At 69.6% G+C, this 25,801-nt stretch carries 24 protein-coding genes and 2 pseudogenes; 14 read left to right on the top strand and 12 right to left on the bottom strand.

Features of this window, described 5'->3' with window-relative positions:
• Nucleotides 1-209: 209 nt before the first annotated feature.
• Nucleotides 210-986 carry a class I SAM-dependent methyltransferase gene (locus tag OG611_RS05760; RefSeq protein ID WP_266416181.1) on the bottom strand — a complete coding sequence of 259 codons (777 nt, stop codon included), beginning with the start codon at nt 984-986 and terminating at the stop codon, nt 210-212.
• Nucleotides 987-1,190: 204 nt separating this feature from the next.
• Here OG611_RS05760 and mshA point away from each other — a divergent pair, with 204 nt between their 5' ends.
• The 3 genes from mshA to OG611_RS05745 all read left to right on the top strand — a co-directional run bounded on the left by mshA (nt 1,191) and on the right by OG611_RS05745 (nt 5,008).
• Nucleotides 1,191-2,543, top strand: a complete 1,353-nt coding sequence (gene mshA, locus OG611_RS05755) for a D-inositol-3-phosphate glycosyltransferase (protein WP_266416179.1) — start codon at nt 1,191-1,193, stop codon at nt 2,541-2,543.
• Nucleotides 2,544-2,557: 14 nt separating this feature from the next.
• Nucleotides 2,558-3,091 (top strand): YbjN domain-containing protein, encoded by a 534-nt coding sequence (locus OG611_RS05750; RefSeq protein ID WP_266416177.1) that lies wholly within the window; start codon nt 2,558-2,560, stop codon nt 3,089-3,091.
• 174 nt (nt 3,092-3,265) lie between these two features.
• A complete protein-coding gene (locus OG611_RS05745; RefSeq protein WP_266416176.1) occupies nt 3,266-5,008 on the top strand; it encodes a glycosyl hydrolase family 28-related protein in 1,743 nt (580 codons plus the stop codon).
• Between the two features lie 18 nt (nt 5,009-5,026).
• Here the strand turns inward: OG611_RS05745 and OG611_RS05740 are convergent, their stop codons facing one another.
• The gene (locus tag OG611_RS05740) at nt 5,027-6,037 is read right to left on the bottom strand and encodes a phosphotransferase family protein (RefSeq protein ID WP_266416175.1); all 1,011 of its coding nucleotides are present in this window, start codon (nt 6,035-6,037) and stop codon (nt 5,027-5,029) included.
• 185 nt (nt 6,038-6,222) lie between these two features.
• On the opposite strand from OG611_RS05740, the gene OG611_RS05735 reads away from it, so the two are divergent.
• Complete coding sequence (locus OG611_RS05735; protein WP_266416173.1) at nt 6,223-7,014, top strand: hypothetical protein; 792 nt, start codon at nt 6,223-6,225, stop codon at nt 7,012-7,014.
• Nucleotides 7,015-7,133: 119 nt separating this feature from the next.
• Nucleotides 7,134-7,475, top strand: a complete 342-nt coding sequence (locus OG611_RS05730) for an SCO0607 family lipoprotein (protein ID WP_266416171.1) — start codon at nt 7,134-7,136, stop codon at nt 7,473-7,475.
• 189 nt (nt 7,476-7,664) lie between these two features.
• Here OG611_RS05730 and OG611_RS05725 read toward each other — a convergent pair whose 3' ends face one another.
• Nucleotides 7,665-7,907, bottom strand: coding sequence for a hypothetical protein (locus OG611_RS05725; RefSeq protein ID WP_093540259.1), 243 nt, complete (start codon nt 7,905-7,907; stop codon nt 7,665-7,667).
• Entirely contained in the window at nt 7,904-8,152 is a 249-nt protein-coding gene (locus OG611_RS05720) for a hypothetical protein (RefSeq protein WP_266416166.1), read from the bottom strand. Before OG611_RS05720 ends, OG611_RS05725 begins: the two co-directional genes overlap by 4 nt.
• A 135-nt stretch (nt 8,153-8,287) precedes the next feature.
• Here OG611_RS05720 and OG611_RS05715 point away from each other — a divergent pair, with 135 nt between their 5' ends.
• Together OG611_RS05715 and OG611_RS05710 are read left to right on the top strand one after the other, a co-directional pair.
• Nucleotides 8,288-8,893: a hypothetical protein gene (locus OG611_RS05715; RefSeq protein ID WP_266416164.1), complete on the top strand. Its 606-nt coding sequence runs from the start codon at nt 8,288-8,290 to the stop codon at nt 8,891-8,893.
• Between the two features lie 72 nt (nt 8,894-8,965).
• Nucleotides 8,966-9,376, top strand: a complete 411-nt coding sequence (locus OG611_RS05710) for a hypothetical protein (RefSeq protein ID WP_266416161.1) — start codon at nt 8,966-8,968, stop codon at nt 9,374-9,376.
• A gap of 39 nt (nt 9,377-9,415) precedes the next feature.
• Here OG611_RS05710 and OG611_RS05705 read toward each other — a convergent pair whose 3' ends face one another.
• The 3 genes from OG611_RS05705 to OG611_RS05695 form a co-directional block, all read right to left on the bottom strand.
• Nucleotides 9,416-10,546, bottom strand: coding sequence for a catalase family protein (locus OG611_RS05705; RefSeq protein ID WP_266416159.1), 1,131 nt, complete (start codon nt 10,544-10,546; stop codon nt 9,416-9,418).
• 54 nt (nt 10,547-10,600) lie between these two features.
• Complete coding sequence (locus OG611_RS05700) at nt 10,601-11,953, bottom strand: Dyp-type peroxidase (RefSeq protein ID WP_266416157.1); 1,353 nt, start codon at nt 11,951-11,953, stop codon at nt 10,601-10,603.
• 118 nt (nt 11,954-12,071) lie between these two features.
• On the bottom strand, nt 12,072-12,662 hold the full coding sequence (locus OG611_RS05695) for a hypothetical protein (protein ID WP_266416155.1): 591 nt from the start codon (nt 12,660-12,662) through the stop codon (nt 12,072-12,074).
• Nucleotides 12,663-13,033: 371 nt separating this feature from the next.
• On the opposite strand from OG611_RS05695, the gene OG611_RS05690 reads away from it, so the two are divergent.
• A complete protein-coding gene (locus OG611_RS05690) occupies nt 13,034-13,711 on the top strand; it encodes a GAP family protein (protein ID WP_266416153.1) in 678 nt (225 codons plus the stop codon).
• 592 nt (nt 13,712-14,303) lie between these two features.
• A pseudogene (locus tag OG611_RS05685) lies at nt 14,304-14,437 on the top strand (IS1380 family transposase); the annotation flags it as partial.
• Between the two features lie 268 nt (nt 14,438-14,705).
• Here OG611_RS05685 and OG611_RS05680 read toward each other — a convergent pair.
• Complete coding sequence (locus OG611_RS05680) at nt 14,706-16,232, bottom strand: FAD-binding oxidoreductase (protein WP_266416150.1); 1,527 nt, start codon at nt 16,230-16,232, stop codon at nt 14,706-14,708.
• A 1,029-nt stretch (nt 16,233-17,261) separates the two neighbouring features.
• Here OG611_RS05680 and OG611_RS05675 point away from each other — a divergent pair.
• Nucleotides 17,262-18,167 (top strand): annotated as a pseudogene (locus OG611_RS05675) (tyrosine-type recombinase/integrase); the annotation flags it as partial.
• 79 nt (nt 18,168-18,246) lie between these two features.
• Here OG611_RS05675 and OG611_RS05670 read toward each other — a convergent pair.
• Nucleotides 18,247-19,005 carry a phosphoglyceromutase gene (locus OG611_RS05670; RefSeq protein ID WP_266416147.1) on the bottom strand — a complete coding sequence of 253 codons (759 nt, stop codon included), beginning with the start codon at nt 19,003-19,005 and terminating at the stop codon, nt 18,247-18,249.
• A gap of 206 nt (nt 19,006-19,211) precedes the next feature.
• Between OG611_RS05670 and OG611_RS05665 the strand changes: the two genes are divergently transcribed.
• A complete protein-coding gene (locus OG611_RS05665; RefSeq protein WP_266416145.1) occupies nt 19,212-20,519 on the top strand; it encodes an MFS transporter in 1,308 nt (435 codons plus the stop codon).
• An 83-nt stretch (nt 20,520-20,602) separates the two neighbouring features.
• Here the strand turns inward: OG611_RS05665 and OG611_RS05660 are convergent, their stop codons facing one another.
• Nucleotides 20,603-20,752 (bottom strand): hypothetical protein, encoded by a 150-nt coding sequence (locus OG611_RS05660; RefSeq protein ID WP_164495177.1) that lies wholly within the window; start codon nt 20,750-20,752, stop codon nt 20,603-20,605.
• 194 nt (nt 20,753-20,946) lie between these two features.
• Nucleotides 20,947-21,624: a phosphate signaling complex protein PhoU gene (gene phoU, locus OG611_RS05655; RefSeq protein ID WP_266416142.1), complete on the bottom strand. Its 678-nt coding sequence runs from the start codon at nt 21,622-21,624 to the stop codon at nt 20,947-20,949.
• 198 nt (nt 21,625-21,822) lie between these two features.
• Here phoU and OG611_RS05650 point away from each other — a divergent pair, with 198 nt between their 5' ends.
• Together OG611_RS05650 and OG611_RS05645 are read left to right on the top strand one after the other, a co-directional pair.
• On the top strand, nt 21,823-23,097 hold the full coding sequence (locus OG611_RS05650; protein ID WP_266416140.1) for a cell wall metabolism sensor histidine kinase WalK: 1,275 nt from the start codon (nt 21,823-21,825) through the stop codon (nt 23,095-23,097).
• Nucleotides 23,094-23,774: a response regulator transcription factor gene (locus OG611_RS05645; RefSeq protein WP_072487966.1), complete on the top strand. Its 681-nt coding sequence runs from the start codon at nt 23,094-23,096 to the stop codon at nt 23,772-23,774. The genes OG611_RS05650 and OG611_RS05645 overlap by 4 nt, the downstream gene beginning before the upstream one ends.
• Nucleotides 23,775-23,864: 90 nt before the next feature.
• Here the strand turns inward: OG611_RS05645 and OG611_RS05640 are convergent, their stop codons facing one another.
• A complete protein-coding gene (locus OG611_RS05640) occupies nt 23,865-24,518 on the bottom strand; it encodes a DUF461 domain-containing protein (protein WP_266416136.1) in 654 nt (217 codons plus the stop codon).
• Nucleotides 24,519-25,137: 619 nt separating this feature from the next.
• Between OG611_RS05640 and OG611_RS05635 the strand changes: the two genes are divergently transcribed.
• Complete coding sequence (locus tag OG611_RS05635) at nt 25,138-25,620, top strand: CarD family transcriptional regulator (protein WP_006380568.1); 483 nt, start codon at nt 25,138-25,140, stop codon at nt 25,618-25,620.
• The last annotated feature ends 181 nt before the right edge of the window (nt 25,621-25,801 follow it).

Genomic DNA, 25,801 nt, shown 5'->3' with positions numbered 1-25,801 from the left:
GCCGTACCGAAAAGCAACAGAGGCGCACGCCCGCTGTCCTGACGGGCGCACGGATCGACGGCCGAAGCCCCGGAGGGCGCCCCCTTCGACTCCCCCTGGCTCTCCCCGACTTCCCCTGCTCCCCTCTGTCTGGACGAACGATGCCTCGTTCCCGTTCCCGTCCGCCTCCCTGGACACGGCCTCACGGGTCCTGTTCAGCGCGAGTTGGGCTACGGGTTGGGCCGGAGGGCGGTCCATTTCACCGTGACTTCGCCCTGGCGCCACCGCCGTACCCCGTCGGCCAGCGGCCAGTCTCCCGACAGCGACCGCACCGCCGTGATCCAGCGCTGCCGGGCGCCCAGCGAGGCGTACGGGGCCGCCGCGGCCCACGCCCGGTCGAAGTCCCGCAGGAACGCGTGGACCGGTTCGCCCGGCACATTGCGGTGGATCAGCGCCTTGGGCAGGCGTTCCGCGAGGTCGGACGGGCGGTCCAGGGAGGCGAGCCGGGTCGCGAAGGTGACCGTGCGCGGGCCCTCCGGGCCGAGCGCCACCCATACGTGCCGGCGCCCGATCTCGTCGCAGGTGCCCTCCACCAGGAGCCCGCCCGGCGCGAGGCGGGCGCACTGCCGCCGCCAGACCGCGGTGACCTCGCCCTCGTCGTACTGGCGCAGCACATTCGCCGCCCGGATGAGGGCGGGGCGCTCGGGGAGCGGGATCTCGAACCCGCCGTGCAGGAAGGTCAGGCCCTCGCGCTCGTACGGCTTCGCCGCCGCGACCCGCTCCGGGTCGATCTCGATGCCGACCACGGACGTGCGCGGCTCGGTGGTGCGCAGCCGATGCAGCAGCTCGACGGCGGTCCAGGGCGCGGCACCGTACCCGAGGTCGACGGCGACGGGGCGGTCGGCGCGGCGCAGGGCCGGGCCGTGGGTGGCGGCGATCCAGCGGTCCATGCGGCGGAGCCGGTTCGGGTTGGTGGTCCCGCGGGTCGCGGTGCCGATGGGGCGCATGAAGCGAGCGTAACGATCGCGCGGCGGGCGTCAGGCGGCGCGGGGGCCCGGTCCGGTGGGCGGGTGCCGCCCGCCCGCAGTGCGGGACCCGCACTGCAATGATTTGGTAAAGCGGAAATGAAAGGAGGTATTCCGCTGTTGCAGCCGATCGCAGGGGCTCGGGTCCCTTTGGTGTCATGCCCTGGATGAGGAGGACCGGACGACGTGAATCAGTACGTCTCCCGGCTCGGCAGCAGCCGTGTCGCACCGCGCCTCAGGTTTCCCGCCGCGTTCCCCGGCGGCCACCGCAAGCCCCGCCGCATCGCGATGCTCTCCGTGCACACCTCGCCCCTGCACCAGCCGGGCACGGGCGACGCGGGCGGGATGAACGTCTACATCGTGGAGCTGGCCAGGCGCCTCGCCGCGATCAACATCGAGGTCGAGATCTTCACCCGGTCCACCACCGGCGGGCTCCCCCCGGTGGTCGAGCTGGCGCCCGGCGTCCTGGTCCGGCACGTCGACGCGGGGCCGTACGAGGGCCTGGCCAAGGAGGAGCTGCCCGCCCAGCTCTGCGCCTTCACGCACGGCGTGATGCAGGCGTGGGCCGGCCAGCGCCCCGGCTACTACGACCTCGTCCACTCCCACTACTGGCTCTCCGGCCATGTCGGCTGGCTCGCCGCCCAGCGCTGGGGCGTCCCGCTCGTCCACGCCATGCACACCATGGCGAAGGTCAAGAACGCGGCGCTCGCGGCGGGCGACACCCCCGAGCCGGCGGCCCGCGTCATCGGCGAGACCCAGATCGTCGACGCGGCGAACCGGCTGATCGCCAACACCGCCGAGGAGGCGGACGAACTCGTCCGCTTCTACGAGGCCGATCCCGGGTCCGTCGCCGTCGTCCACCCCGGGGTCAACCTGGACCGCTTCAGCCCCGCCGACGGGCGGGCCGCGGCACGGGCGCGCCTCGGACTGCCGAAGGACGCCCTGATTCCGCTCTTCGCGGGCCGCATCCAGCCGCTCAAGGCCCCCGATGTGCTGCTGCGGGCGGTCGCCGTCCTGCTGGACCGCGATCCCACGCTGCGCTCCCGGATGGTGGTACCGGTCGTCGGCGGCCCGAGCGGCAGCGGGCTGGCCAAGCCGGAAGGGCTGCAGAAGCTGGCGGCGCGGCTGGGCATCGCCGATGTCGTACGGTTCCAGCCGCCGGTCGGGCAGGAGCAGCTCGCCGACTGGTTCCGGGCCGCTTCCGTGCTGGTCATGCCCTCGCACAGCGAGTCCTTCGGCCTGGTCGCCATCGAGGCGCAGGCGGCGGGCACCCCCGTCGTCGCGGCGGCCGTGGGCGGTCTCCCGGTGGCGGTGCGGGACGGGGTCAGCGGCTTCCTGATACCCGGGCACGATCCGCAGGCGTACGCGCAGGCGCTGGCCCGGTTCGCCGACGCGCCGGAACTGGTCGCCCGGATGGGCGCGGCGGCCGCCGCGCACGCCCAGGGCTTCGGCTGGGACACCGCCGCGTCCGCGACCGCCGACGTGTACACGGCCGCGATGCACGAACACCGCCGCTGCGTCCGCTCGCTCCATGGCTGACGTACGCTCGCTCCATGGCTGACGTACCCGGCGGAGCGGCACCGACCGAAGCGGCGACGACGCGGGTCGCGCAGGTCATCGAGGCGACCCTGAAGGACGCCGGGCTCGAATGGGAGAGCCCCGGGCCGGGTGATTACGTGGTCAAACTGCCCGGCACGCGCAAGCTGTCCACCACCTGCTCGCTGCGCGTCGGCAAGCACTCGCTCTCCCTCAACGCCTTCGTCGTACGCCACCCGGACGAGAACGACGCCGCGGTCCACCGCTGGCTGCTGGAGCGCAACCTCCGCCTCTTCGGGGTGAGTTACGCGATCGACGGGCTCGGTGACATCTATCTGGTCGGCAAGCTGCCGCTCTCCGTGGTCACCCCGCAGGAGCTCGACCGGCTGCTCGGCACGGTCCTCGAAGCGGCCGACGGTTCCTTCAACACCCTGCTGGAGCTGGGTTTCGCGAGCGCGATCCGCAAGGAGTACGAGTGGCGGGTGTCGCGCGGCGAATCCACCCGGAACCTGGACGCGTTCACGCATCTGACCCAGCGCCCGGCCGGATGACCTGCGGGCCGCGGCGTGGCTGGGGGCCGCGGCGCGGCCGATCGGTCGGGCCAGGGTCCTGTCGACCGGCCCAACTGACGGAACCCGCCTGAAGATTCCCCGCTGCACGCCTCTTTCGTCGTGCAGCGGAGCCGTGGCATGCTCGCCGCCGACGCAGATATGAACGTCGTTCACATGGATGAAAGGCGGCTCGGATTCATGGCGCTCGGATACATGGCGGTCGAGGGGAACATCAGCAGGCGTGGGTTGCTGGCCGGTGCCGTGGCTGTCGCCGCGACGGCGGTCACCGGCACCACCGGCAGCGGCCCGGCAGCCGCCGCGGAGGGCCGGGCGCCCGTCGGCGGATCGCGAGCGGCCACCCCGCTCTGGCGGGAGTTCGCCGCCGCCCCGTTCACCCATCCGCAGATCCCGTTCATCGGCCGGGCCGGCTACCGAAGCGGCTCCCGCCCGCCCCGCCGAACCGGCCGCGGCCTCGTCGCCGACGTCCGGCACTACGGCGCGAAGCCCGGCGGCTCCACGGACGCCGCCCCCGCGATCAACCGTGCCATCGCCGCCGCCGGAGAGCGCGGCGGCGGCACGGTGCTCATCCCCGAAGGCACGTACCGCATCGACGACATCATCCGGATCGGCCACAGCGACGTGGTGGTGCGCGGCGCGGGCAGTGGGCGCACCAAGCTGTACGCGACCAGGCACCTCACCGAGCTGATCGGGGCGTACGGCAGCCGGTACGGCGGCGACAAGTCCAGCTGGTCCTGGGCCGGCGGCCTCATCTGGCTCTGCCCGACGGCCCGTTGGACCTCGCTCACCGGCGCGATCAGGGCGAAGTCCTGGCCCTTCGAGGGCTGGACCGGCAACCGGCGCGACGAGTGGCGGACGCTGACCACCGTCGCCCCCGCCCGTCGGGGCGACCGCTCGATCACCGTCCGGGACACGACGGGGCTGAGGCGCGGCGGGCTCGTCCTGCTCCGGCTCGCCGACGACGCCGGCCACACGCTCCTGGAGCACATGGCGGGCGGCGGCCCCGGCCCCGAGGGCTACCACTGGGACGACAAGACCAAGCTGACCTCGTACGCCCCCTACGAATGGCCGGTCCGCGTCACCTCCGTGCACGGCCACCGGGTCACGCTGGAGCGCCCGCTCCCGCTCGACGTCCGCCCCGAATGGGATCCGCGGCTGACCACCCTCGTCACCCCGCTCGCCGGCTCCGGCGTCGAGGGCCTCACGCTCGAAGCGGTCGAGACGCCGCAGTCGCCGCATCTGCTCGACAAGGGGTACAACGGGGTCGCCTTCCAGTGCGCGTACGACTGCTGGGCCGACGACATCACCGTCCGCCACGTCGACAACGGCTTCGGCCTGATCGCCGCCTCCGCCTGCACCCTGCGCCGCACGAAGGTCGCCGGGCGCGGCTCGCACCATCCGTACTACTGCCGCGAGGGCTCGCACGACAACCTGATCGAGGACTTCACGATCGAGCGGCGCACCGTGCCCGCGCCCGCCGGGACGCAACTGCACGGCATCAACGTCGAGGGCCTGTCCAGCCACAACGTGTGGTCGCGCGGCGCGATGGAGATGGGGACGTTCGACTCCCACCGGGGCATGCCGTTCGCCAATGTCCGCACCGACATCACGGTGAACAACAACGGGCGGCACGGCGGCGACGCGAGCGCGGGGCCGCTCTTCGGCGCCCGCTTCACGCACTGGAACATCCGGGTCACCAACGGCCGGGCGGGCCTGATGCGGATCGACGGACTCGCCCCGTACAGCGCGACGGTCGGCATCAGCGAGGTGACGGAGTTCGACCAGATCGACGTCCCCGACTTCACCGGCGATCTGCACACCCGGCTGGAGGCGTACGGCACCCCGGAAGCGGTGTGGCCGCCCAATCTGCACGACGCCCAGCGGGCCTCGGCCGCCTGAGGCCGGCGGGCGTCGCGCTCAGTCCCTTGTACGCAGCGCCGACTCCACGTCCGCCAGGGCCGATTCGAGCTGCGGGGCGACCTCTGTCCACGCCCATTCCAGGTCCTCCCCGGAAGCGCGGCGGGGGACGGTCTCCACCAGCATGATCAGGTAGAGGTAGCAGCGGTAGAGCGCCAGCCGCAGCCGCACGGACGCGCCGAACACCACCGGTCGTCCGCTGCCGTCCGCGTACCCGGCGAGGAAGTCCTCGTCGTCCTCCATGTTCCCGAACAGGGCGAGCGATACGAAGTCGGCGACCGGGTCGCCCCAGAACATCCGCTCGCCGTCGACGATCCCGCCGATGGTCCGCGCACCGGGCTCGCCGTCGACGAGAAGGTTGCCCTGCCACAGGTCGAAGTGGACCAGGGCGGGCCGCGCGACGTCGTCGAGCACGGGCGACGCGGCGGCGAGCAGGGCGCGGATACCGGCCGTCGGGCGCGGCAGCCGGGCGCGGTAGGCGTCCGCGTCGGCGAGGACGGCGTCGGTCATCGCGGTGAACGCCTGCCGCCAGGACGGGGCCAACGGGCCCACCGCCAGGGAGGGATAGCCGAAGCCCGCGGGGTTCGTGACGGCGTGCAGCCGCGCGACGATCCGCCCCAGGTCCTTCCTCAGCCGGCGCTCCTCGGCAGCAGGCAGGGAGCCGGGAGCGAACTCGCTCCACGACCGCCCCGGACAGACCGACATCACCACGTACGGGCCGGTCGGCGCGGCCGGGTCGAGCTCGCTGTGCAGAACGCGGGGGACCGGTGCCGAACCGTCCGCGGAGGTGTAGAACGTGGCCTCGTTGACCAGCAGATCGCGCTCGTAGCCCATCAGCGTTCCGGGGGTCGCGGGCGGCGGTATCTTCACCACCCATTCGCCGCCGTCCGTGAGCGTCACCCGGGAGACCGTGTTGAACGTGCCTCCGGCGAGCGGCGCGCATCGGGCGATCCGGTCCTCCGTCAGCCCAACGGAGCGGAGAACGGCTGAGGTTGTTCCGTCTGACTGCATGGGAGCGATTGTGCCTGCGCGCCGGGTCCCGGTGTGGGCCGCGGCGGTCACGGACGGTGCCTTCACAGGATGATCACAGCGCCGTCACGATCGCATCCCATGCCCGACTTGATTGATCATCAAACCAATTTCCGCTCATAGAGTGAGCAAAACCGAACACCCAGCTCATAGAGACGGACCGGACCATGCGCTCCACCGCCGTACGCCGTACCGCTGTTGCCGCCACCGCGGTGTCCCTGGCCCTGCTCGCCACCGCGTGCGGCGGCGGATCGGACTCCGGTTCCGGGGACAAGGGGGCGGACGCCAAGGGCAAGGAGTCCGCGGCCGCCGCGCCCGCGGGCAAGGCGCTGAGCGCCGCCGAGCTGGAGAAGGCCGCGCTGACCCAGGGCGACGTCAAGGGGCACAAGATCTCCAAGGCCGCGGCCAAGGATGTGGTCTCCGCCGACGACATCAAGGTCGAGAAGGAGGTCTGCACCCCGTTCGCCGACGCGCTGATGGGCGCGCAGGTCGGTGAGCCCGGAGCGTTCACCAAGCGCACGGTCGTCAGCGAACCGAAGAAGAGCAACCTGGACAAGCAGGACAGCGGGGACGCCGAGGAGGCGTTCAAGGCCGCGTTCGACATCACGACGACGCAGCTGGCCCTCGGTTCGTACGACGGCAAGGGCGCGCAGGAGTCGGTCGCCTCGCTGCGCACCGCGGCCACCGAGTGCGCCGGTGGCTTCGCGTTCACGGCGGCCGGTGAGAAGCAGAAGGTCAGCAAGATCACCGAGGAGCAGGTCAAGGGCGGCGAGGAGGCGGCGGCCTGGTCCGTTCAGGTGGAACAGGGCGGGGAGAAGGTCGAGTTCAAGCTCGTGGTCATGCGTCAGGGCGCCTCGTTCGCCTCGTTCTCCTCGATGAACCTGGCCGCGATGGGCGGCGGCGGGGACTTCGAGCTGCCGACCGCGGTGGTCGAGGCGCAGGCCGCGAAGCTGGCCTGAGGGCTGTCGAGTGCGGGGCGGACGAGTACGTGGCGTCCCGCACGTGAGTATTCGTACTCATGATCGGAGTTTCGCGCCCCGTGCAGGCTGGTAGTACCAGCCAGCGACGAGGAGCGACTATGTACCGGATCAGCCGACCCGGCCGGGGGGCGTCCGCGAGGAGCGGACGCCCCCCGAGCCGTTCCGCAGTGGGGCTCGCCCTGGCCTCCGTGACCGTGGCGGCGCTGACCACGGGCTGCTCGCTGGAGGACGCGATCTGTGGTGGCGGCGAGTATCCGGTCATGACGATCGGAAGCACCGGATCGGCCTGTGTGCCCGACGACGAGGACCCGCCGAAGGGATACGTCCGGTACCCGAAGGGCAAGGTCCCCGAGCACGTGGACGACAAGTGGGACAAGTACTGGCGGACCCACAGCGTGGACAAGGACGGCCGGATCATCGAAGTCCCGGCCGGTTCCTAGGGCGTGTTTTAGAAGTCCCGTCTGTCTCGCGGGGTCTGACACGCACGCTCGCCGCGTTGCCGAAATGCCCTAGTAGCTCCGCTACGAGGGCACCCCGGCGCCTTGCGATCGCACGCGCCAGACCCCGCGAGACCCGCCCTCCGGGCGGACGACGTTACTTCTAAAACACGCCCTAGGGCCGACGCCGGCTCAGGGCAGCGGGACGAGCCTCACCACGGTGACGATCAGGACGGACCCGGAGACGTAATAGAGCACGATCGCCCCGGCGACCGTCGCCTCGCGGCGATCGCGCTCGCTCTTGACGGCCGACGACCCGTGTCCGTACGGGTCGAGACCCAGGGTGCGGGCCATCTCGGCGCGGAAGGTCTCGCCGTCGCGCATCTTGGCCAGGGAGTCGTCGGCGGGCGGTGCGTAGGAGATGCGGAAGCTCAAGCGACGCTCCGCCTCTCGGCCTCGTCCTGCGCCAGCCGGTCCAGGATCCGTTCGGCCTCGGGATCGGGTACGGCCTCCAGCATCCAGTGCCGCATCACGGCCTGGATCTCGTGCACACCCGCCTCGTTGATGGCGCGGTCGAACTCCTCGCGTCTCTCCTCGGGCAGTGTGGCCCGGATGGCCGGAATGCTGTTGGGCACGTCGACCTCGGCACCGCCGACGAAGGTCTTCAGGGGCTCGCCCATCGTTGCTCTCCCCGCTCTCCTTGCTCTCCCCGCACGGCCCGTCCGGTCGGCTCCGCCCTTGCGAGGGCCGGTACTCGGGTCACCGTAGCGCCAGCGCCGACGACGGACACGGAGCCCACGCGATACGGTCGGCCCGTGACAGCGACATCATGGGACATATTGCTGATCGGTGGGGCTTCGGGCGTCGGCAAGAGCCGGGCGGCGGCCCAACTGGCCCGTGAATCGGACGAGTCGAAACGGTTCGTGGTCGAGTTCGACGATGTCGTCAGCGCCGTCGAGGCCATGACGACGGCCGACCACCACCCCGCACTCCACCACTTCGACGGCATCCCCGACACGGCGCGGCTCACCGTCGACCAGGTGCTGGATCTCCAGATCGCCACCGCCAGGGCCCTCGAACCCGCGGTGCTGGGCGTGGTCCGCAACCGCCTGACCGTCGACGTGCCCGCCGTGATCGAGGGCGACTACCTCACCCCGGCCGCCGCGGCGGAAGCGATCCGCGAGGGACGGGCGGCCGGACGCCGGGTACGGGCGGTGTTCCTGCACGAGCAGGACCCGGACCGGATCACCGCCAACTACGCCTCCCGGGAGCCCGACTGCGGCGAACAGCGGCACCGGGCACAGGTCAGCGCCGCGTACTCGCACTGGCTCGCCGACCAGGCGGCCCGGCACGGGCTGCCGGTGGTCGAGTGCCGCCCTTGGGACGGCCTCGCGGGGCGCGTGGAACGGGCGTTGGAGTAGGGCGTGCCTGCCCGACGGATCAGGGCCGGTGGACCGGCCGACGTTGTCACACCCCCGCCGTACGCTCGGGCCATGAGCGTTTCTGTCTACTACAGCGCCCGCCGGGCGGAGCCGCTGACCGGGGCCGAGTCCGCCGCGATCGAGCGCGTCGTCGCCGTCCGCACGGAGTCCTTCCCGTACGACGACGAGGAGAGCCTGTATCTGTACGGCCCGGGTGACGGCGACGAGGACGACGAGATCGTCGCCGGGTCCACGAAACTGCCGGGCGACCCCGGCCGGTGGCTGCCGGTGACGGCCCATGTGCTCGACTCCGTCACCGAGCTGCGCCGCGCCGTCGGGGGAGCGGAGTGGCACGTCCACCTGGATGACGTCGACGTCCCGTGGGACGAGGGGGAGGGATACGTCCTGCCCGGCATGCGCGACGCGGCACTCGTCGCCGAACTCGGCGGCCTCCACGACGCCCCGGACGGACAGGCGGGGTGAGGAGGCCGGGGCGGGCGCTTGCCTCGGTGCCGGTCGGCTTCATCGGAGTGGGCCAAGTACCTCGTCGGCGCTGCGGGGTTCCGTCCGCGGCTGCCGGTTGAGCTCGTGGCGCTCGATGGAGGATCGCCGGTAGACCTCCTTGCGGGCCCGCATGATGTTGCCGAGGGGGGCGTGCTCGGCGGTGACCCGCCAGGGCGTGAAGGACAGCGAGTCCATCTTCTCCAGGTTCTCCGGGCCGGAGATGTCCTGCCGCGGCAGCCGCAGCTTCGCCACGGTGACGGACGGCGAGAGCTGTTCGGGCCACTCCACGGTGGTGTCCTCCACCGGCATGCGCTCCAGGTCGGTGCAGAGCTGGACCTGGATGTCGAAGGCGTAGGGCCGTTCCTGCAGTTCGGCCTGGAGGGCCGGCCGGAAGACCTCCTGCGCGGAGGTCGGGTCGATGTCGCGCCGGACCACCGCGGCGGCGGCGGACGGGTCGGGGGTGATGCGCACCTTGGCGATGTAGTCCCCGTGCCGGACCGCGCCCATCGTCCAGTAGCTCGACAGCAGGAGGTTGGCCGGGGGAGTCTTCGACAGGCGCAGGAAGGCCAGGAACTCGTCCCACGCCCAGTCGTCCTGGTCCAGCGTCCCCTTTCCGGTCACGAAATCGGTGAAGAAGCGATGTGCGCCGGGTCGGCCCCGGGAGAAGTAGGCCGGCGCGTTCAGGAACAACTCCTGGATGAACAGGTAGTGCTCGATCGTGTTGCAGAAGAAGATCGGTCCGTTGATGTTGGCGTAGTCGAATGTGCCTGTGTCCGGTTCGTCTTCCAGCAGGGTCGGGCCGGGGATGCCGAAGATCTTCAGTGCCAGTCCGGTGGCGGCGCCCAGTCGCGCGTCGGCTCCGGCGTGAGGCGAGCCGTTGGAGAAGCGGATGAGCGCATCGTGGGTTCCCTGGGTCGCGTAGATGCCTTGGGCGTACTCGGGGGGAAGCCCGTCCAGGATCTCCACTTCCCCCCGGACCAGCCCGTAGCCCTTGGCATGGGCGTCGCGGAGGGCCCGTCCGGTACCACCGGCCTCGACCGACTCGGCGATGTAGCTCTCGGTCTTCTCGATCACCGTCCGCAGGTTCTCGTCGAAGTGCGGGTCAGCGTCTTCGACCTCAGGCGTGTAGCGGACGAACTGTGCTGCCATGACTTCGACCTCTCCTCGGAGAGCATGATCGGACCTGGGGGATGAGCATTGCCGTCAGTCCTCCAGTTCGGCGAGCCAGCGCAGGGCACGCAGACCCGGCAGGAAGCAGTACTCGCCGCCACGGGTGACCACGAAGCTGGGCAGGTTCCGCAGGCGGCGCCGGACCGGCTTCTCGGGGATGGTGACGCTGCCGGTTCCGCCGTGATGCCCGGCCACCGGGTCCTTCTCGCCGGGGTAGCCGATGAAGTTGCCGTCGTTGACCCACTCGGCCTTGATGAACTCGAACTGCCGTTCCAGATGGGCCCCGATGAAGGCTCCGACCAGGCCCCGGTCGGCACCGTCGTCCTCCAGCACGCCCTCGGGCAGCGGCGGCCCGTAGGTGGTGCCGCGACGGATGAGGCGGTGCATCCGTGCGTCGCCGATGATGGTGGAATCGCGGGGATTGGTGCGCCGGATGTGCGCACCGGCGGGGCACCGGTAGCCGCGATCGTCGTTCTCCCGGTACAGGAAGTTGTTGACGCGGTCCGGATCGGCCGCCAGCTCCGGATCGTCGTGCTCCGGCGAGAGGGCCAGCGGCGCCCCGCTGGGCCAGCGCCCGACCATCTTCGCCGCCAGGAGCGCCTCCTCCTCGGCGCTGGAGCTGTTCGCGCGCAGGTACCGGCGCCAGGCCGCCACATTGGTGTGGACCTTGCGAACGGCCACGTAGGTCCCGTTGCGCCCCAGTACATCGGGGCTGGGCATGGGCGGCAGGCTGCCGGTTTCGTCGGGGTAGCCGAGGATGAACTCGCCCGCCTTGATGGGCGTTTCCTGCGGGTTGGAGCCGGGCAGTCCGACGCCCTCGATGTTCGGGTGGCTGATGCCGTCACGGAAGCCGAAGGTGGTGCGCCCGGTCGGGAGCTGGCGTACCTCCTGCTGCCAGATCACCCGGACACCGGGTGTGTCCTCGTAGGCGACACGGGCCCGCTCCAACTCCTTGTCCAGCTGGGCCGTGTCCGAGGAGAGGGCGCTCAACGCGATATGGACATCGCCCGTTCCGAACGGTGTCTCCCAGCGGGCCGGTGCGCTCTCGCCCACGTCGCCGATCATTTCCGCCCGAGCGGCCATGCCCTCACGGAACGCCCGCGGAAAGCTGTCCAGCGACTCCTGGGGCACCCCCAGGGCCCTCAGCCCCTGGTAGGTGATCGCCACAGCCACCCAGGCGTCCTGCCTCCGATCCGCGCCGGGCAGGCCACCCGAGGTCAGGGGGATCAGCCGCCGCAGCAGGGCGCGCCCGGCGCGGCGGTCATCGACGCGCAGGAAGATGAACTGTCCCTCGTAGGGCACGGGCCGTGGACGCAGTGCCCCGCTCTGGACGTCGTCGATCTCGACGCGCCCGTCGGCCGTGCTGCTGCTTGCCGTCGCATTCATGCTTGCTCGTGCCTCCACATCGGTCTCCGCCCGGACAGCCCGAGCAGCGACTGGTCCGCGCCCGCCGACGCGGTCCACGGATGTGGGGTCGGCTCTCAACGTCGGTCGTGTGCTGGTTCTAGGCCGAGGCTTCCGCCAGCAGCTTCTGGAAGGCCGGGGTGGCCACCAACTCGGCGTTCGCCGGGTTGTCCAGCGCTGACCGGAACTCGGGAGTGTCCAGCACGTCCTGGAACGCGTCGTCCACTCGCTGGTCCTTGTAGATCTGCTGAACGGTCAGATCGGGGTAGGCGCTGACGAAGACCCCCGCGGGCGCCTGGTGGGCGACGAACCAGTCCTTGGCTCCCGGATCGCTGACGCCTGGGAACCCTTCGCTGTGCGAGAAGACCTTGTCGAAGCGGGCCCCGACCACCGTCTGGGCGAAGTCGTCGATGTAGGTGTCCCAGGAGCCGTCGAAGACGCTGGCGAACATGAACCGGGTGTCGTTGTCGAAGATCACGTGTCGTGCGTCATGCAGGGTGCCGATCTGGCGCACCGCCGCATGGACCCTCTCGTCGTCCGCCGCGTCGGAGAGCGTGGCGAGATCCTCACGCAGGGCATCGGCCTCGCCCGGCTTGATCTTGGTAAAGACGGTGAACTCGCTGCAGACCCCGTCCGACCTGCCTGGCCGCTCGGGGTGAGCTGATCGGGCCGCACCTGTCGTCGCAGTCATCGTAAGATTCTCCTGCCACGGATCGATGCGAGGGTCGCCAAGCGCCGGAAACATGGGGCGCCATCGCCCTCACACCTCAATCCTCACCACGGATGCGCTGCCTCGCATCTCGGCTCCTGGGCGTGATGGTCACGACGTTCCGTGCCGCGTCCGCTCCCGAGGACAGATCAGGCCTGGCGCAGGAAGATGGAACAGGGACATGCCGAGTACGTCGGCGTCACCACACTTCGGCAGCCCTTCCGCGCGGCCCTGGCCACAGCGGCGCAGCCGACACCACGCAACCGCCCATTGCGCCGCCCGGGCGGTCGTGGCACCCGCATCCGCGGAGCCCTGCTGCGGATCGCCACGCCGACCCCCACACGGAGGCAACCATGGGCGCAGTTCTCGGCGACGTCCTGGGTTTCGCGGCCGCCGTCGCGGTGAGCCCGCTCCCGATCATCGCGATCATCCTCGTACTCGCCACGCCCCGCGGGCGCCTCAACGGAGTCCTCTTCACCGTCGGCTGGATCCTGGGACTCTCGGCACTGGGCGCGGTGATGCTGGCGATCGCTTCCCCCGCGGGCGCCTCCGCCCACAATCACCCGGCCACCTGGGTGGGAGCCCTCAAGCTCGCTCTGGGCGTGCTCCTCGTCCTCTTCGGCGCTCGGCAATGGCATCGGCGTCCCAAGGATCCCTCGCAGGCTCGGCTGCCGAAGTGGATGGGCGCGATCGACCGCCTCACGCCGGTCAAGGTCTTCGCACTCGGACTGGCCCTGGCCGCGCTCAACGCCAAGAACGCCCCGCTGACCATCGCCGCGGGCGCCGCGATCGGCTCGGCCGGACTGCCGGTCGGGCAGCAGATCGCATTGCTGGCGATCTTCGTCCTGATCGCCACCCTCGGCCTGCTGGCCCCGCTGGGAGTCTTCCTGCTCGGGGGAGAGCGGGCCAGGACCACTCTCGGCAACTGGAAGGACTGGGCCGCTCAGAACAATGTCGCCGTGATGGCCGTCCTGTTCTTCGTTCTCGGGCTGAAACTGCTCGGGGACGGCATCTCCGTCCTCACCTCCTGACAGGCCTGCCGCCGTCTTCGACACCGCCCGGTCCGGCTCCTCCCGCACCTGACGGCCCACAGACGACACAGCGCACAAGAAAGCCCCCCACCTCGCGGCAAACCCGCAGGTGGGGGACTTCTTCAGCGCTGCTTACTTCTTCTTGCCCTGGGTCTGGCGGGCCCGTATTTCGCCGCTGGTCAGAGAGGTGTGCGCCCCAACTGACCTGCGATTGGGCGGTCGTTGGTGGCCGTTGTCTGTCGTCGTTGGTCCTCCTCACTGGGCCCAGAGAGGGCCCAGTGAGGGCCCGGCGGTGTCGCCCCGGACCCTCACTCACGAAGAGGAGCAGCCTCCCACCGGGCTTGCGAGCACGGCCCCCCTCCGCCCGCCGGGAAACGCAAGAGGCTCCGGATCTCTCCGGGGCTTCTTGTCTGTTTGCACTCGGCAGGGATTCGAACCTGCAACCTTCTGATCCGTAGGCGCGTGCAGGTCGCAGTCGATCAAGTCGCAGAAGCCATCCAATGCATCAACGTCGCACCTTGCTTCAGGTAACCGTCCGTGACTATGCACCGCTGTCCGTGCTTGTTGATGTCAGCTGCTGATGTCAGCACCGCGCGTCCGCGCCGAGGACCGCATCCGCGCCGCCCGTTCCACCGGCCTGCGCAACCTGCCCTGCACGACACGCCCCAGAGCCAGATCTGGCTGGAGATCATCCAGATCGCCCTCGACCGGCTCGAAGCTCTGCCCAACCCTGGCTGACCAGCAGCATCCCATACCTGCTACCAGCACCATCACAACCGGAGCCGTGGAACCCGGCGCCCACCCGGCACGACAGCCGGACCATCAGCCCTGCCCGCAAGCAGAAATCTTCACTCTGAACGAGCAAAGGGATCGTCAGCAAGCTGACGATCCCTCATGCAAGATCGAGGCTAACGACACCCCTTCGACTGCGTCGGTCCCTTCTGCGTGAAAGGCCGAGCCTGACCGGGGCGGGGCCCCGACGGCGAACTGTCGATCAGCGTGACGCGGGCGGGATGCTCTGCTCGTACTGGAAGACGTTGCAGGGGTCGTACTTCGCCTTGATCTCGCGCAGCCGCTCGAAGTGGCGTCTCCCCCAGTAGGCGGTCTCCCACTCCTGCATGCCGACGTTCGGCACGTTGACGTAGGCGCCGTCCACGAAGCTGCGCATCGCCTGGCTGAATTCGGCGGTCCAGGCCTGGCACGTCGAGGTGAGCGGGTCGCAGACGCCTGGTGTCGTTGAAGGAGTCCCCCAGGCTGCGCCGATCTCGCCGTAGAAAATCGCGTCGCGGTGCACGAACGCGGTGCCGCCGCGGGGCTCCTTCTTGATCGCCCCGCCGAAGGCATCGACGAAGTAGTTGCTGTCCTCCGTGGGAGCGTTTCGCATGTAGTAGCCGATGACGTCGATCGCCTTCTTCGGGAACAGCTTCTTGGCGAACTGTGAGAAGAACTTCACGTTGGCGGGCTCCTGCGAGCGCGGGACCTGGGCTCCGGCAAAGATGGGGCCCCAGTTACCGACCTGCACCTTCACATCGGGCGTGCCGATCGACAGGATCGGGGCCAGCATCTTTCTGGCCTCTGCCGCCGTGCCCTCCGCGAGCCACGCGAACAGCAGGATCTGGGACTTGTGGATCTCGACTTCGGATCCGAGGCGGTTGTCGGCGAACGGTACCGTACGCTGCCATGCATCGAAGATCCCATGCAGGTCCGTAAGGCCGTCCCAGGTCGCCTGCACATAGGCGATGCGCTTGAGCGGGTGCACCTTGTAGGTGAGTTGCGTGACGATTCCGAAGTTGCCGTTTCCCGCCCCACGGAGCGCCCAGAGCAGGTCTGAGTGGTCCTTCAGGTCGGCATGGATCACCTCGGCGCAGTCGCGACCCGACGGGACGACGACCTCGGTCCCGATCAGGCTGTCACAGGCCATGCCGAGCCAGCGGTTGAGGGGGCCAAGGCCGCCGCCGACCGTCGCACCGACCAAGCCGACGCTGCCCTCGCTTCCGGTCGTGACCGCGAGGTCCTGCTTGGCGAGCGCCGTCACCGCTTCCAACTGGGTCAGGCCGGCGCCGACCGTCGCGATACGAGCGTCGGTGTCGATGTGGACCGACTTGAGCTGGCTGACGTCGATCACGATGCCGTTGTCGATGTTCGACCAGCCCTCCAGGGCGTGGCGGCCGCTGCGTACCCGCAGTGCGACGTTGTGCTGCCGCGCCCAGGTGAGGGCGTTCACCACGTCCTGGGTCTCCTGGGCGAAGACGATGACCAGCGGGTAGTGAGAGAACAGCTGGTCGTAGTCGATGCGATCATCCGTGTACGAGGCGTCACCGGGGCGGACGACGCGACCGGTCAGCTTCGCCGGCGGACATCCCGACGACCGTTTAGTCGGGTCGCTCGCGGCCAGAAGGCCCGAGGTGCTCGCGGCCGCAATGTCCGGCGCGCCTGCGGCCGTAAGGCCCGGGATGACGATCGCCCCGGCGCCGGCGGCCGCTGACGCCCTGAGCAGGTAGCGGCGGGAAAAATCGCTCAAGGTCCAGATCCTCTCGATCGGGCTACGCCGCTACGCGGCTGACGGAGCCCTTACCCGCCAGCCGCCGGGCAGTCCTTTGTGGTCGACCCCCGCACGGTAACGGGGCGACCATGCGGTGTTTCCCGACACGCCAATTGAGGACGATGACGACAGCCTGAAGGAGTAACTCAGCGGGATCCCGTCATAACCGGTTTGGGATGCACCGCGTCCTGCTCGAAGCTATCCCTTGGTCCAAGCGGTCAGAATACGCGGGTGCTCTCAAAGATGATGGGCTCGCCGATCTTGCTAGTCAGGTCAGCATCTCGCAATGGCCCGACGAACCGCCTTTCTGATAAGAATTTGTGGGCGTGCCCCCGTAATCACCACTCTCCGTCTGGAGAACCCAGCTGGTCACTCGCGGGACTCATCGTGCGAACGGTGTGCCGCTGTGCGCACGTGTACGCCGGCTGGTGTCGGCCGCTGATGTCAGGCCGCCCGCCTTTTTTCCTGGCCACCACTGGCAGAAGGCCACGGTCGCGTCATCACCGGATTTGTAGGCGCTTTTACCTCGGAAGCCCGCTTCCTCGACCAGCTATTCAACGCGGTCGGTCCACGATGACGGGCCCTCATCGGTACGTGGGTCTGGCAGGCCCGTTTTCCGCCCCTGGTCGGAGCGGCGGGCACCCCGGCTGAGCTGCGGTCGAGCGGTTGTTGATGGCCGTTGCCTGTCGTTGTTGGTCGTTCCCGGAGGTCCCACAGAGGGCCCAGAGCGGACCGCCTTCGGCGGACGACCTTCGGCGCCTCAGCCGCCGGGGGCTCCGCCGGATGGCGACTGCGGCTGTTGGCCCGCACAAGTGCGATCTGTTGGTTTCGTGTCAGTGGCGGTGATATCAGCGGTGAGGCCGGCCAGTGTCGGGCTGTTTGACCTGGTTGCTGAGGTGGTCGTGGTGGCCGTGTTGCTGACATGGGGTGAGAGATCCGGCTCGGTGCGACTGTCATAAGACATTACCGAGCAGGCGAACCTGCTGTCATGGGCGCGAGAGATCGCACCAGGAGTTCGCGGAAGGATGGCTCGCGAGCCAGAGCGGGGATCCGAACACCCGCGCATCCATGCAGTCCCAACTCACGCGGCACGCCCTCCCGCGTATCGGGTCGCGCCCTCTCGGGTCCTTCCAGCCCAGCCACATCCGCGAGTTCGTGACCCAGCTCGAAGCGTCCGGCATGTCCGGCGCGTATGCCCGCGTGATCTTCTCCAACGTCCGCGCCGTGCTCTCCGCAGCCGTGGAGGACGGATACCTTCGCCGGAACCCGTGCAACTCGCGCACGGTGACGCTCCCCGAGATGGGCACGCGCCGCCATGACCGAACGCTTCCGGCCCATGGTCGACGTGGGCGTCGGTTGCGGGCTACGGCAAGGCGAGATCCTCGGGTTGTGTGTCGATGAGGTGGACTTCGACAGCGGCACCCTGCATGTGGTGCAGCAGCTCAAACTCAGCCTGAGCAAGCCCGTGTTCGCGCCTCCGAAGGGCGGCAAGCTTCGCGACGTACCTCTGCCCGATCCGGTGGCGGAAGCGCTCAAGGGGCACATCGAGCGGTTCCCGCCCGCAGAGATCACGTTGCCGTGGATGCGGTCGAACGGCCAGCCCGTGACCAAGCGCCTGATCTTCAGTGGGCCCAACGGTGGCCACGTCTGGCGTACGTCGCTGAATGAGGACCACTGGAAGCCCGCCCTGGCGTCCGTGGGCGTTATCCCGAAAGCCAAGAGTCGGGAGCACGCTGCCGCACGGGAGCACGGCATGCACGCCCTCCGGCACTTCTACGCGTCCGTGAATACCTCGGGCACTCCGACCCCGGGTTGACGCTGAAGGTGTACGCGCACCTCATGCCCAGCAGCCGGGACCGTGCCCGGAAGGCACTTGGCCAAGCGCTTCGGCCGTCGCAGGATCCGCCGCACTGAGGGCCCAGTGGACCCGGGGCGTGAAAATGCCTCCCACCGGCACGGAAAGTGCAGGTGGGAGGCATGATCGCTTTTCTTGTTACTTCTTGCCCTGGTTCTTCACGGCCTCGATGGCGGCCTTCGCCGCGTCCGGGTCGAGGTACGTGCCGCCCGGCTTCAGCGGGCGGAAGTCGGCGTCCAGCTCGTAGACGAGCGGGATGCCGGTCGGGATGTTCAGGCCCGAGATGTCGGCGTCGGAGATGCCGTCGAGGTGCTTGACCAGGGCCCGGAGGCTGTTGCCGTGGGCGGCGACCAGGACGGTCCTGCCGTCGAGGAGGTCCGGGACGATGTCGTCGTACCAGTACGGCAGCATGCGGACGACGACGTCCTTGAGGCACTCGGTGCGCGGGCGCAGCTCCGGCGGGATCGTCGCGTAGCGCGGGTCGTCGCTCTGCGAGAACTCGGTGCCGTCCTCCAGGGCGGGCGGCGGGGTGTCGTAGGAGCGGCGCCAGAGCATGAACTGCTCCTCGCCGAACTCGGCGAGCGTCTGCGCCTTGTCCTTGCCCTGCAGGGCGCCGTAGTGGCGCTCGTTCAGCCGCCAGGAGCGGTGGACGGGGATCCAGTGGCGGTCCGCGGATTCCAGCGCGAGCTGCGCGGTGCGGATGGCGCGCTTCTGGAGGGAGGTGTGCAGGACATCGGGGAGCAGACCGGCGTCCTTGAGCAGCTCACCGCCGCGGACTGCCTCCTTCTCGCCCTTCTCCGTGAGGTTGACGTCCACCCAGCCGGTGAACAGGTTCTTCGCGTTCCATTCGCTCTCGCCGTGGCGGAGGAGGATCAGCTTGTACGGTGCGTCGGCCATGGGCCCGAGCGTAATCGAACCCGTACGAGCGCCGCGCGGCCGGTCACAGGGCGGACAGGGCGGTCGGGGCGGTCGGGCCGGGAGCGGACGATTGACGGCAGGCGTCAATTGACTGGCGGACCGGAATCCGGGATTCGTAACGTACGGAAAGCCACCGAGCCTCTTACCGATGGTGTCCGTTCCGTACTTCCCTGGGGGGATTCCGTATGTCTGTCGCCGGTCTCAGACGGGCCGCACACGAATCCGTGTCCGGGCTCCCCAGGCAGTTCTGGTGGCTGTGGACCAGCACGCTGGTCAACCGCCTCGGAGGGTTCGTCGCCACGTTCATGGCGCTCTACCTGACCCTGGACCGGGGCTACTCGGCCTCGTACGCCGGTCTGGTCGCCGCGCTGCACGGGCTCGGCGGGGTCGTCTCCTCGCTCGGGGCGGGGGTGATGACCGACCGGCTCGGACGCCGGCCCACCATGCTCATCGCGCAGACGTCGACGGCCGTGTCCGTGGCCGTGCTCGGATTCATGGTCCATCCGGTGGCGATCGCGGCGGTCGCCTTCGTCGTCGGCATGGCCAGCAACGCGTCGCGGCCCGCCGTGCAGGCGATGATGGCCGACATCGTCCGGCCCGAGGACCGGGTGCGGGCCTTCTCGCTCAACTACTGGGCCATCAACCTCGGCTTCGCCGTCTCGTCGGCCGGTGCCGGGTTCGTCGCCGAGTACAGCTACCTCGCCGGGTTCCTCGGCGAGGCCGCGATGACGCTGGCCTGCGCCGTCGTCGTCTTCATGAAGGTGCCCGAGACGCGGCCGGAGAAGCCGGTGGTGTCCGGACGCGCGGTCGACGACGGTGCGGAGGAGGTCCGGCTCTCGACCGTGCTGCGCGACGGGCGGTTCATGAGCGTCGTCGGGCTGTCCTTCGTCATCGCCCTGATCTTCCAGCAGGGGTACGTGGGGCTGCCGGTGGCCATGGGGGCGGACGGGTTCTCCAGCTCCGACTTCGGTACCGCGGTCGCCGTCAACGGGGTGCTGATCGTGGTGCTCCAGATCCCCGTCACCCGCTTCATCCAGCACCGCGATCCGCGCCGGCTGCTCCTCGTGTCGTCGCTGCTGGCGGGATACGGATTCGGGCTGACCGCGTTCGCCGGGTCGGTCGCGGTCTACGCGCTGACCATCTGCGTCTGGACGGTCGCCGAGATCGTCAACTCGCCGATCCAGAGCAGTCTGGTCGTCCGGCTGTCGCCCGCCCGGGGCCGTGGCCGCTACCAGGGCATGTACACGATGTCGTGGTCCGCCGCCGCGCTGATCGCGCCGCTGATGTCGGGTCTGGTGATCGACCGCTTCGGGGCGCAGTGGCTGTGGGGCGCGTGCGCCGTCCTGGGGACCGGGGCCGCGCTGGGGTACTGGCTGTTGATGCGGAACCTGCCGGGGGCGGTCGCGGCGGCGTCCGAGGGAAGCCGGGTCGCGGAGAGCGGCGGGGGAGAGCCCGCTTCCGGAGCCGAGGCCGCCGTCGAGCGGACGGGCTGAGAGCCGCCGCACCGCACACGGCGGTGCCCCGCGCGGAGCGGATCGGCTCCGCGGGGGCACCGCCGGTATTCCGTGGCGGCCCGTCAGCCGGAGCAGCCACCGCACTGGCACGGGGCACCGGACTGGCAGCCGCAGCCGCAGCCCGAGCCGCAGCCGCAGGCGCCGAGCAGAGTCAGGTGCACCACTTCGGCGGGTGCCTCCTGCTGGGGGTCGGTAGTGGGGGAATCGGCCATGGTTCCTCCTCAAGGCGTACGACAGGGCCGTACGCCACAACGACGCGCGTACGACCGGGGCGTACGGACAAGGCGTGCCGCCCCACCCCATTTCATGCCCACCCCGGCGGGCGCATCAACGGCGCACATGCGCAGAGACATTTGTGCGACCGGATGCGCCCACGCACGCCCATGCGCGCCGCGCGATGACGCGATTACGCGCCCTCCACCGTCGTCTGCTGCTGGATCTCGTCGGCGTGCTCGCCCGTCACCAGGTAGACGACCCGCTTGGCGACCGACACCGCGTGGTCCGCGAAGCGCTCGTAGTAGCGGCCGAGCAGGGTCACGTCGACGGCGGTCTCGATGCCGTGCTTCCAGCGGTCGTCCATCAGGTGCTGGAACAGCGTGCGGTGCAGCAGGTCCATCTCGTCGTCGTCCTGCTCCAGCTGGAGCGCCAGATCGACGTCCTTGGTGATGATCACCTCGGCGGCCTTGGCCATCAGGCGCTGCGCCAGCTGCCCCATCTCCAGGATGGTGGCGTGCAGGTCGTGCGGCACCGCCGACTGCGGGAACCGCAGCCGGGTCAGCTTGGCGACGTGCTGGGCGAGGTCGCCCGAGCGCTCCAGGTCGGCACTCATCCGCAGGGAGGTGACCACGATGCGCAGATCCGTCGCCACGGGCTGCTGACGCGCGAGCAGGGCGATGGCCCGCGCCTCCAGGTCGTGCTGAAGGTCGTCGACCTTCTGGTCGGCGGCGATCACGCTCTCCGCGAGCTTGAGATCGGCATCGAGCATGGACGTCGTCGCCCGGCCGATCGCCGACCCGACGAGACGGGCCATCTCGACCAGCCCTTCGCCGATCGAGTCGAGTTCCTCGTGGTACGCGTCACGCATGGAAGTCCCTCTCCAGTCCTCTTCTTAAGGCCGGGGCCAGGTTCGAACCCCACGCTGCCACCCTGAGTGGCGTACGCGTCGGCTTCCGGCCGCCCAAGTGAACCAACCCTTGCTCCTCGGTGAACTCTGGGCGACGAGTGTTCGGATACGCACTCGGATGGCTGGGAGAGTCCTCCCGGACCCGCATAACCTTGACGTATGGACGTGAACGCGGCAGTCGCCGCAGCTGCGGCGATCGGCGGTGCGTGTACCGGCGTGATCGCCATGCTTGCGTTCCGCTGGAGCGAGCGCGACCAGAAGAAGCCGACGCGAACCTCCATGCGGCCCGACAGCAACGCACCCCTGCCGCCCGGGGTGGACACGGTCCTGTCCGTGCTCAGCTCCTCGGCGGTCGTGCTCGACGAGAGCGACAGCGTGGTCAAGGCCAGCTCCGCCGCCTATGCGCTGGGACTGGTCAGGGGCGGACGGCTCGCCGTCGACGCGATGCTGAACATGGCCAGGGACACCCGCCGGGACGGTGAGATACGCCAGGTCGAACTGGACCTTCCCCGGCGCGGTACGGGCCGCGGCGAGGCCCTCGCGGTCTCTGCCCGGGTCGCCCCGCTCGGCTCCCGGCTGGTGCTCCTGCTGGTCGAGGACCTCACCGAGGCGCGCCGGATAGAAGCGGTACGGCGCGACTTCGTCGCCAATGTCAGCCATGAGCTCAAGACCCCGGTCGGCGCGCTCTCGTTGCTCTCCGAGGCCGTGATGGACGCCTCCGACGATCCGGAGGCGGTGGAACGGTTCGCGGGCCGGATGCAGATCGAGGCGACCCGGCTGACCAACCTCGTACAGGAGATCATCGACCTCTCGCGGGTGCAGAACGACGACCCGCTGGAGGACGCCGAGCCGGTCCGGGTGGACGAGCTGGTGGCCGAGGCCATCGACCGCTGCCGCCAGCAGGCCGGCTCGAAGCAGATCACCATGGCGGCGGGCGGCACCGCGGAGCTCCGTATCTGGGGCAACCGCGGCCAGCTCGCCGCGGCGCTCGGCAACCTCGTCGAGAACGCCGTCAACTACAGCCCCGCCCGCACCCGAGTGGGCATCGCCGCCAGGCGACTGTCCGTGCCCGGCGGGGACCAGATCGAGATAGCCGTGACCGACCAGGGCATCGGCATCTCGGAGAAGGACCGCGAGCGGGTCTTCGAACGCTTCTACCGCGTCGACCCGGCCCGCTCACGGGCCACCGGTGGCACCGGCCTCGGCCTCGCCATCGTGAAGCACGTGGCCGCCTCGCACGGCGGGGAGGTCACCGTCTGGAGCTCGGAGGGCCAGGGCTCCACCTTCACCCTGCGGCTGCCCGAAGCGGGCTCCGTACGGGAACGGGACCGCAGCTCGGGCGGACCGCCCGTCGTCAACGGCGACGAGGGCAGCCGTGGACCCGCTCACCCCGAAACCCTTGAACCATTCCCTGCCCCGGAGGTCCTTCCGTGACCCGAGTGCTCGTCGTCGAGGATGAGGAATCCTTCAGCGACGCCCTGTCCTACATGCTCCGCAAGGAAGGCTTCGAGGTCGCCATCGCGGCCACGGGCCCGGACGGGTTGGACGAGTTCGAGCGCAACGGCGCCGACCTCGTGCTGCTCGACCTGATGCTGCCGGGCCTGCCCGGCACGGAGGTCTGCCGTCAGCTGCGCAGCAGGTCCAATGTCCCCGTGATCATGGTCACGGCGAAGGACAGCGAGATCGACAAGGTCGTCGGCCTGGAAATAGGAGCCGACGACTACGTGACCAAGCCGTTCTCCTCGCGGGAGCTGGTCGCCCGTATCCGCGCGGTGCTGCGCCGCCGCGGTGAGCCGGAGGAGGTCACACCGGCCGCCCTGGAGGCGGGCCCGGTCCGGATGGACGTGGACCGTCACGTCGTCACGGTCGCCGGCGGCAAGGTCGACCTCCCGCTCAAGGAGTTCGACCTGCTGGAGATGCTGCTGCGCAACGCGGGCCGGGTCCTGACTCGCATGCAGCTGATCGACCGGGTGTGGGGCGCGGACTACGTGGGCGACACCAAGACCCTCGACGTGCACGTCAAGCGGCTGCGCGCCAAGATCGAGCCCGACCCGGGCGCTCCGCGCTTCCTGGTGACGGTGCGGGGCCTGGGGTACAAGTTCGAGCCGTAAACCGTCAGGTACGCGAACGGCGGAGGGCGCCTCCCTTTCGGGGGCGCCCTCCGCCGTTCGCGTGTCCGCGCGTCGCTGTCCCGCGTGCGGTCAGCGGGCCTCGGTCGAGGCGGACGCGGCGTCGGTCGGGTCGACCGTGTCGTCGGCCGAATCCGCCGGAGCGCCGCCCGGCGCCCCGGACGCGGTGGAACCGGTCGGGGTCGCCCCGGGCGACTTCTTCGGCGCCGGCAGCGTGCTCGGGCCGGAGTCCGTGAAGTAGCTCGTCGCCGGCACGACGAACGCGCCGAGCGGGATCTCGCCGGTCGAGCTGAACTTGAAGACGACGGGCTGCACATTGCCCGCCTGGGCGGCCTCGCGGCCGTTCTCGATCACGGCGGAGGCGTTGCCCTTGCCACCGAGGACCACCGAGCCGCCGGCCGGGACCACGACCGGTCCGGCGCCCTTGGCGGCGTGCAGCTGCACCGAGGCGCTCGAACCCGGCAGCGTGACGGCCTCCAGGGTCTGCGCCTTCGTGCCGTTGTTGAACAGCGTCGCGGCGACGACGGCCGGGCCCTCGGCGGTGCGCTCGGGCTGGGTGACGACGTTCGCGTTCTGGACGCTGATGTCACCGATGGTGGTGGCAGCGGTGTCCGGCCTGACCTTGAGCGTCGCTGCGTCATTGCCCGCACCGCACGCGGCGAGCGAGGCGATCGAGAACACGATGGCTGTGGCGGCGAGGGCGCCGTGTCGAAGGCTGCGGCTCACGGCGGCGGCAACTCCTTGAACGTGTCGGACTGCGGACGGGAGGGGAGCGACGTAAAGCCGCCCTAAGGGTGTGTCAGCGGCCTTAGGCTACCGAGCCGCCCCGCCCGCCCCGCACCCGACCCGCCCCTAGGGCTGTCCCGTAATCCCCGGCGGGCGTGCGGGCCCGGCCCGCGGGCCGGGCAAAGGCCTGCGGGCCGCGCATGCCGAAACGGGGCGACACGTGCCGTTCACATATCGCCGGTGATCAATTCATGGGGCGTGGCGCATTCCGTGCGCATAACCGATCGCGCCGGGCCGTTGATCAATTCCATTGATCAACGGCACTTACCGCCGTACGGGTGATCGATCTCCGAACGGAGTACGGAAAGTTCATCATCTGGAACCCGGCAAAACGGGACGTTCGGCCCCTTCGTGGGGTGGTTCAGATGTGTGAGACGTGTGTGTTTCGCCCTGCCCGCACAACGGCTCCGACCTGCGAATACCGTCCCCCGTGAGCCTTCCGCAGCACGTGCGCGTTGCTGTTGTCAAGCCCCGAGATATGCCCTGACCTGCGAAAACGCCATTCAGGAGAAGCAGTTCTCGTGTTACGCTTGATAGCCACGGAAGGGGTACCTGTCACATGACGTTCAAGGTTGGCGACACCGTGGTCTATCCCCATCACGGGGCCGCGCTGATCGAGGCTATCGAAACTCGCCAGATCAAAGGCGTGGACAAGACCTACTTGGTGCTCAAGGTCGCCCAGGGCGACTTGACGGTTCGTGTGCCGGCGGACAATGCGGAGTTCGTGGGTGTGCGCGACGTGGTCGGGCAGGAGGGGCTGGACCGGGTCTTCGAGGTGCTTCGCGCACCGTATGCCGAAGAGCCGACGAACTGGTCCCGGCGCTACAAGGCAAATCTCGAGAAGCTCGCCTCCGGCGATGTCATCAAGGTCGCCGAAGTGGTCCGCGACCTGTGGCGTCGTGAGCGCGAGCGTGGACTCTCCGCAGGTGAGAAGCGCATGCTCGCCAAGGCTCGCCAGATTCTGGTGAGCGAGCTCGCTCTCGCGGAGAACACGAACGAAGACAAGGCCGAGGCTCTGCTCGACGAGGTTCTCGCGTCCTGAACCGGCCCGCGCCGGTCGTAATCAATGTGCCGCGGTGCCCGCTGACAACCGTATTCACGGTATGTCGTCGGGCGCCGCGGCATGTCCATATCAGGCCGCGGCATGTCTGGATTTCTGCGCAGCCTGTCCGGATTACGTCCCGACTCACCGATGCGTTGGCTTCATCGGTGATACCCCCGAT

It is taken from the genome of Streptomyces sp. NBC_01363 (genome assembly GCF_026340595.1).
In the GTDB taxonomy this organism is placed as follows: Bacteria; Actinomycetota; Actinomycetes; order Streptomycetales; family Streptomycetaceae; genus Streptomyces.
The sequence above is the reverse complement of the archived record's forward strand: the minus strand, read 5'-3'. Positions and strand labels throughout refer to the sequence as shown.

Coding starts and splice junctions, on each gene's coding strand:
- phoU (WP_266416142.1), bottom strand. CDS start 21,624: ATGCGTGACGCGTACCACGAGGAACTCGACTCGATCGGCGAAGGGCTG.
- OG611_RS05710 (WP_266416161.1), top strand. CDS start 8,966: ATGAGCGTTTCTGTCTACTACAGCGCCCGCCGGGCGGAGCCGCTGACC.
- OG611_RS05650 (WP_266416140.1), top strand. CDS start 21,823: ATGGACGTGAACGCGGCAGTCGCCGCAGCTGCGGCGATCGGCGGTGCG.
- OG611_RS05690 (WP_266416153.1), top strand. CDS start 13,034: ATGGGCGCAGTTCTCGGCGACGTCCTGGGTTTCGCGGCCGCCGTCGCG.
- OG611_RS05760 (WP_266416181.1), bottom strand. CDS start 986: ATGCGCCCCATCGGCACCGCGACCCGCGGGACCACCAACCCGAACCGG.
- OG611_RS05730 (WP_266416171.1), top strand. CDS start 7,134: ATGTACCGGATCAGCCGACCCGGCCGGGGGGCGTCCGCGAGGAGCGGA.
- OG611_RS05665 (WP_266416145.1), top strand. CDS start 19,212: ATGTCTGTCGCCGGTCTCAGACGGGCCGCACACGAATCCGTGTCCGGG.
- OG611_RS05740 (WP_266416175.1), bottom strand. CDS start 6,037: ATGCAGTCAGACGGAACAACCTCAGCCGTTCTCCGCTCCGTTGGGCTG.
- OG611_RS05745 (WP_266416176.1), top strand. CDS start 3,266: ATGGATGAAAGGCGGCTCGGATTCATGGCGCTCGGATACATGGCGGTC.
- OG611_RS05670 (WP_266416147.1), bottom strand. CDS start 19,005: ATGGCCGACGCACCGTACAAGCTGATCCTCCTCCGCCACGGCGAGAGC.
- OG611_RS05635 (WP_006380568.1), top strand. CDS start 25,138: ATGACGTTCAAGGTTGGCGACACCGTGGTCTATCCCCATCACGGGGCC.
- OG611_RS05700 (WP_266416157.1), bottom strand. CDS start 11,953: ATGAATGCGACGGCAAGCAGCAGCACGGCCGACGGGCGCGTCGAGATC.
- OG611_RS05735 (WP_266416173.1), top strand. CDS start 6,223: ATGCGCTCCACCGCCGTACGCCGTACCGCTGTTGCCGCCACCGCGGTG.
- OG611_RS05750 (WP_266416177.1), top strand. CDS start 2,558: ATGGCTGACGTACCCGGCGGAGCGGCACCGACCGAAGCGGCGACGACG.
- OG611_RS05660 (WP_164495177.1), bottom strand. CDS start 20,752: ATGGCCGATTCCCCCACTACCGACCCCCAGCAGGAGGCACCCGCCGAA.
- OG611_RS05695 (WP_266416155.1), bottom strand. CDS start 12,662: ATGACTGCGACGACAGGTGCGGCCCGATCAGCTCACCCCGAGCGGCCA.
- OG611_RS05720 (WP_266416166.1), bottom strand. CDS start 8,152: ATGGGCGAGCCCCTGAAGACCTTCGTCGGCGGTGCCGAGGTCGACGTG.
- OG611_RS05705 (WP_266416159.1), bottom strand. CDS start 10,546: ATGGCAGCACAGTTCGTCCGCTACACGCCTGAGGTCGAAGACGCTGAC.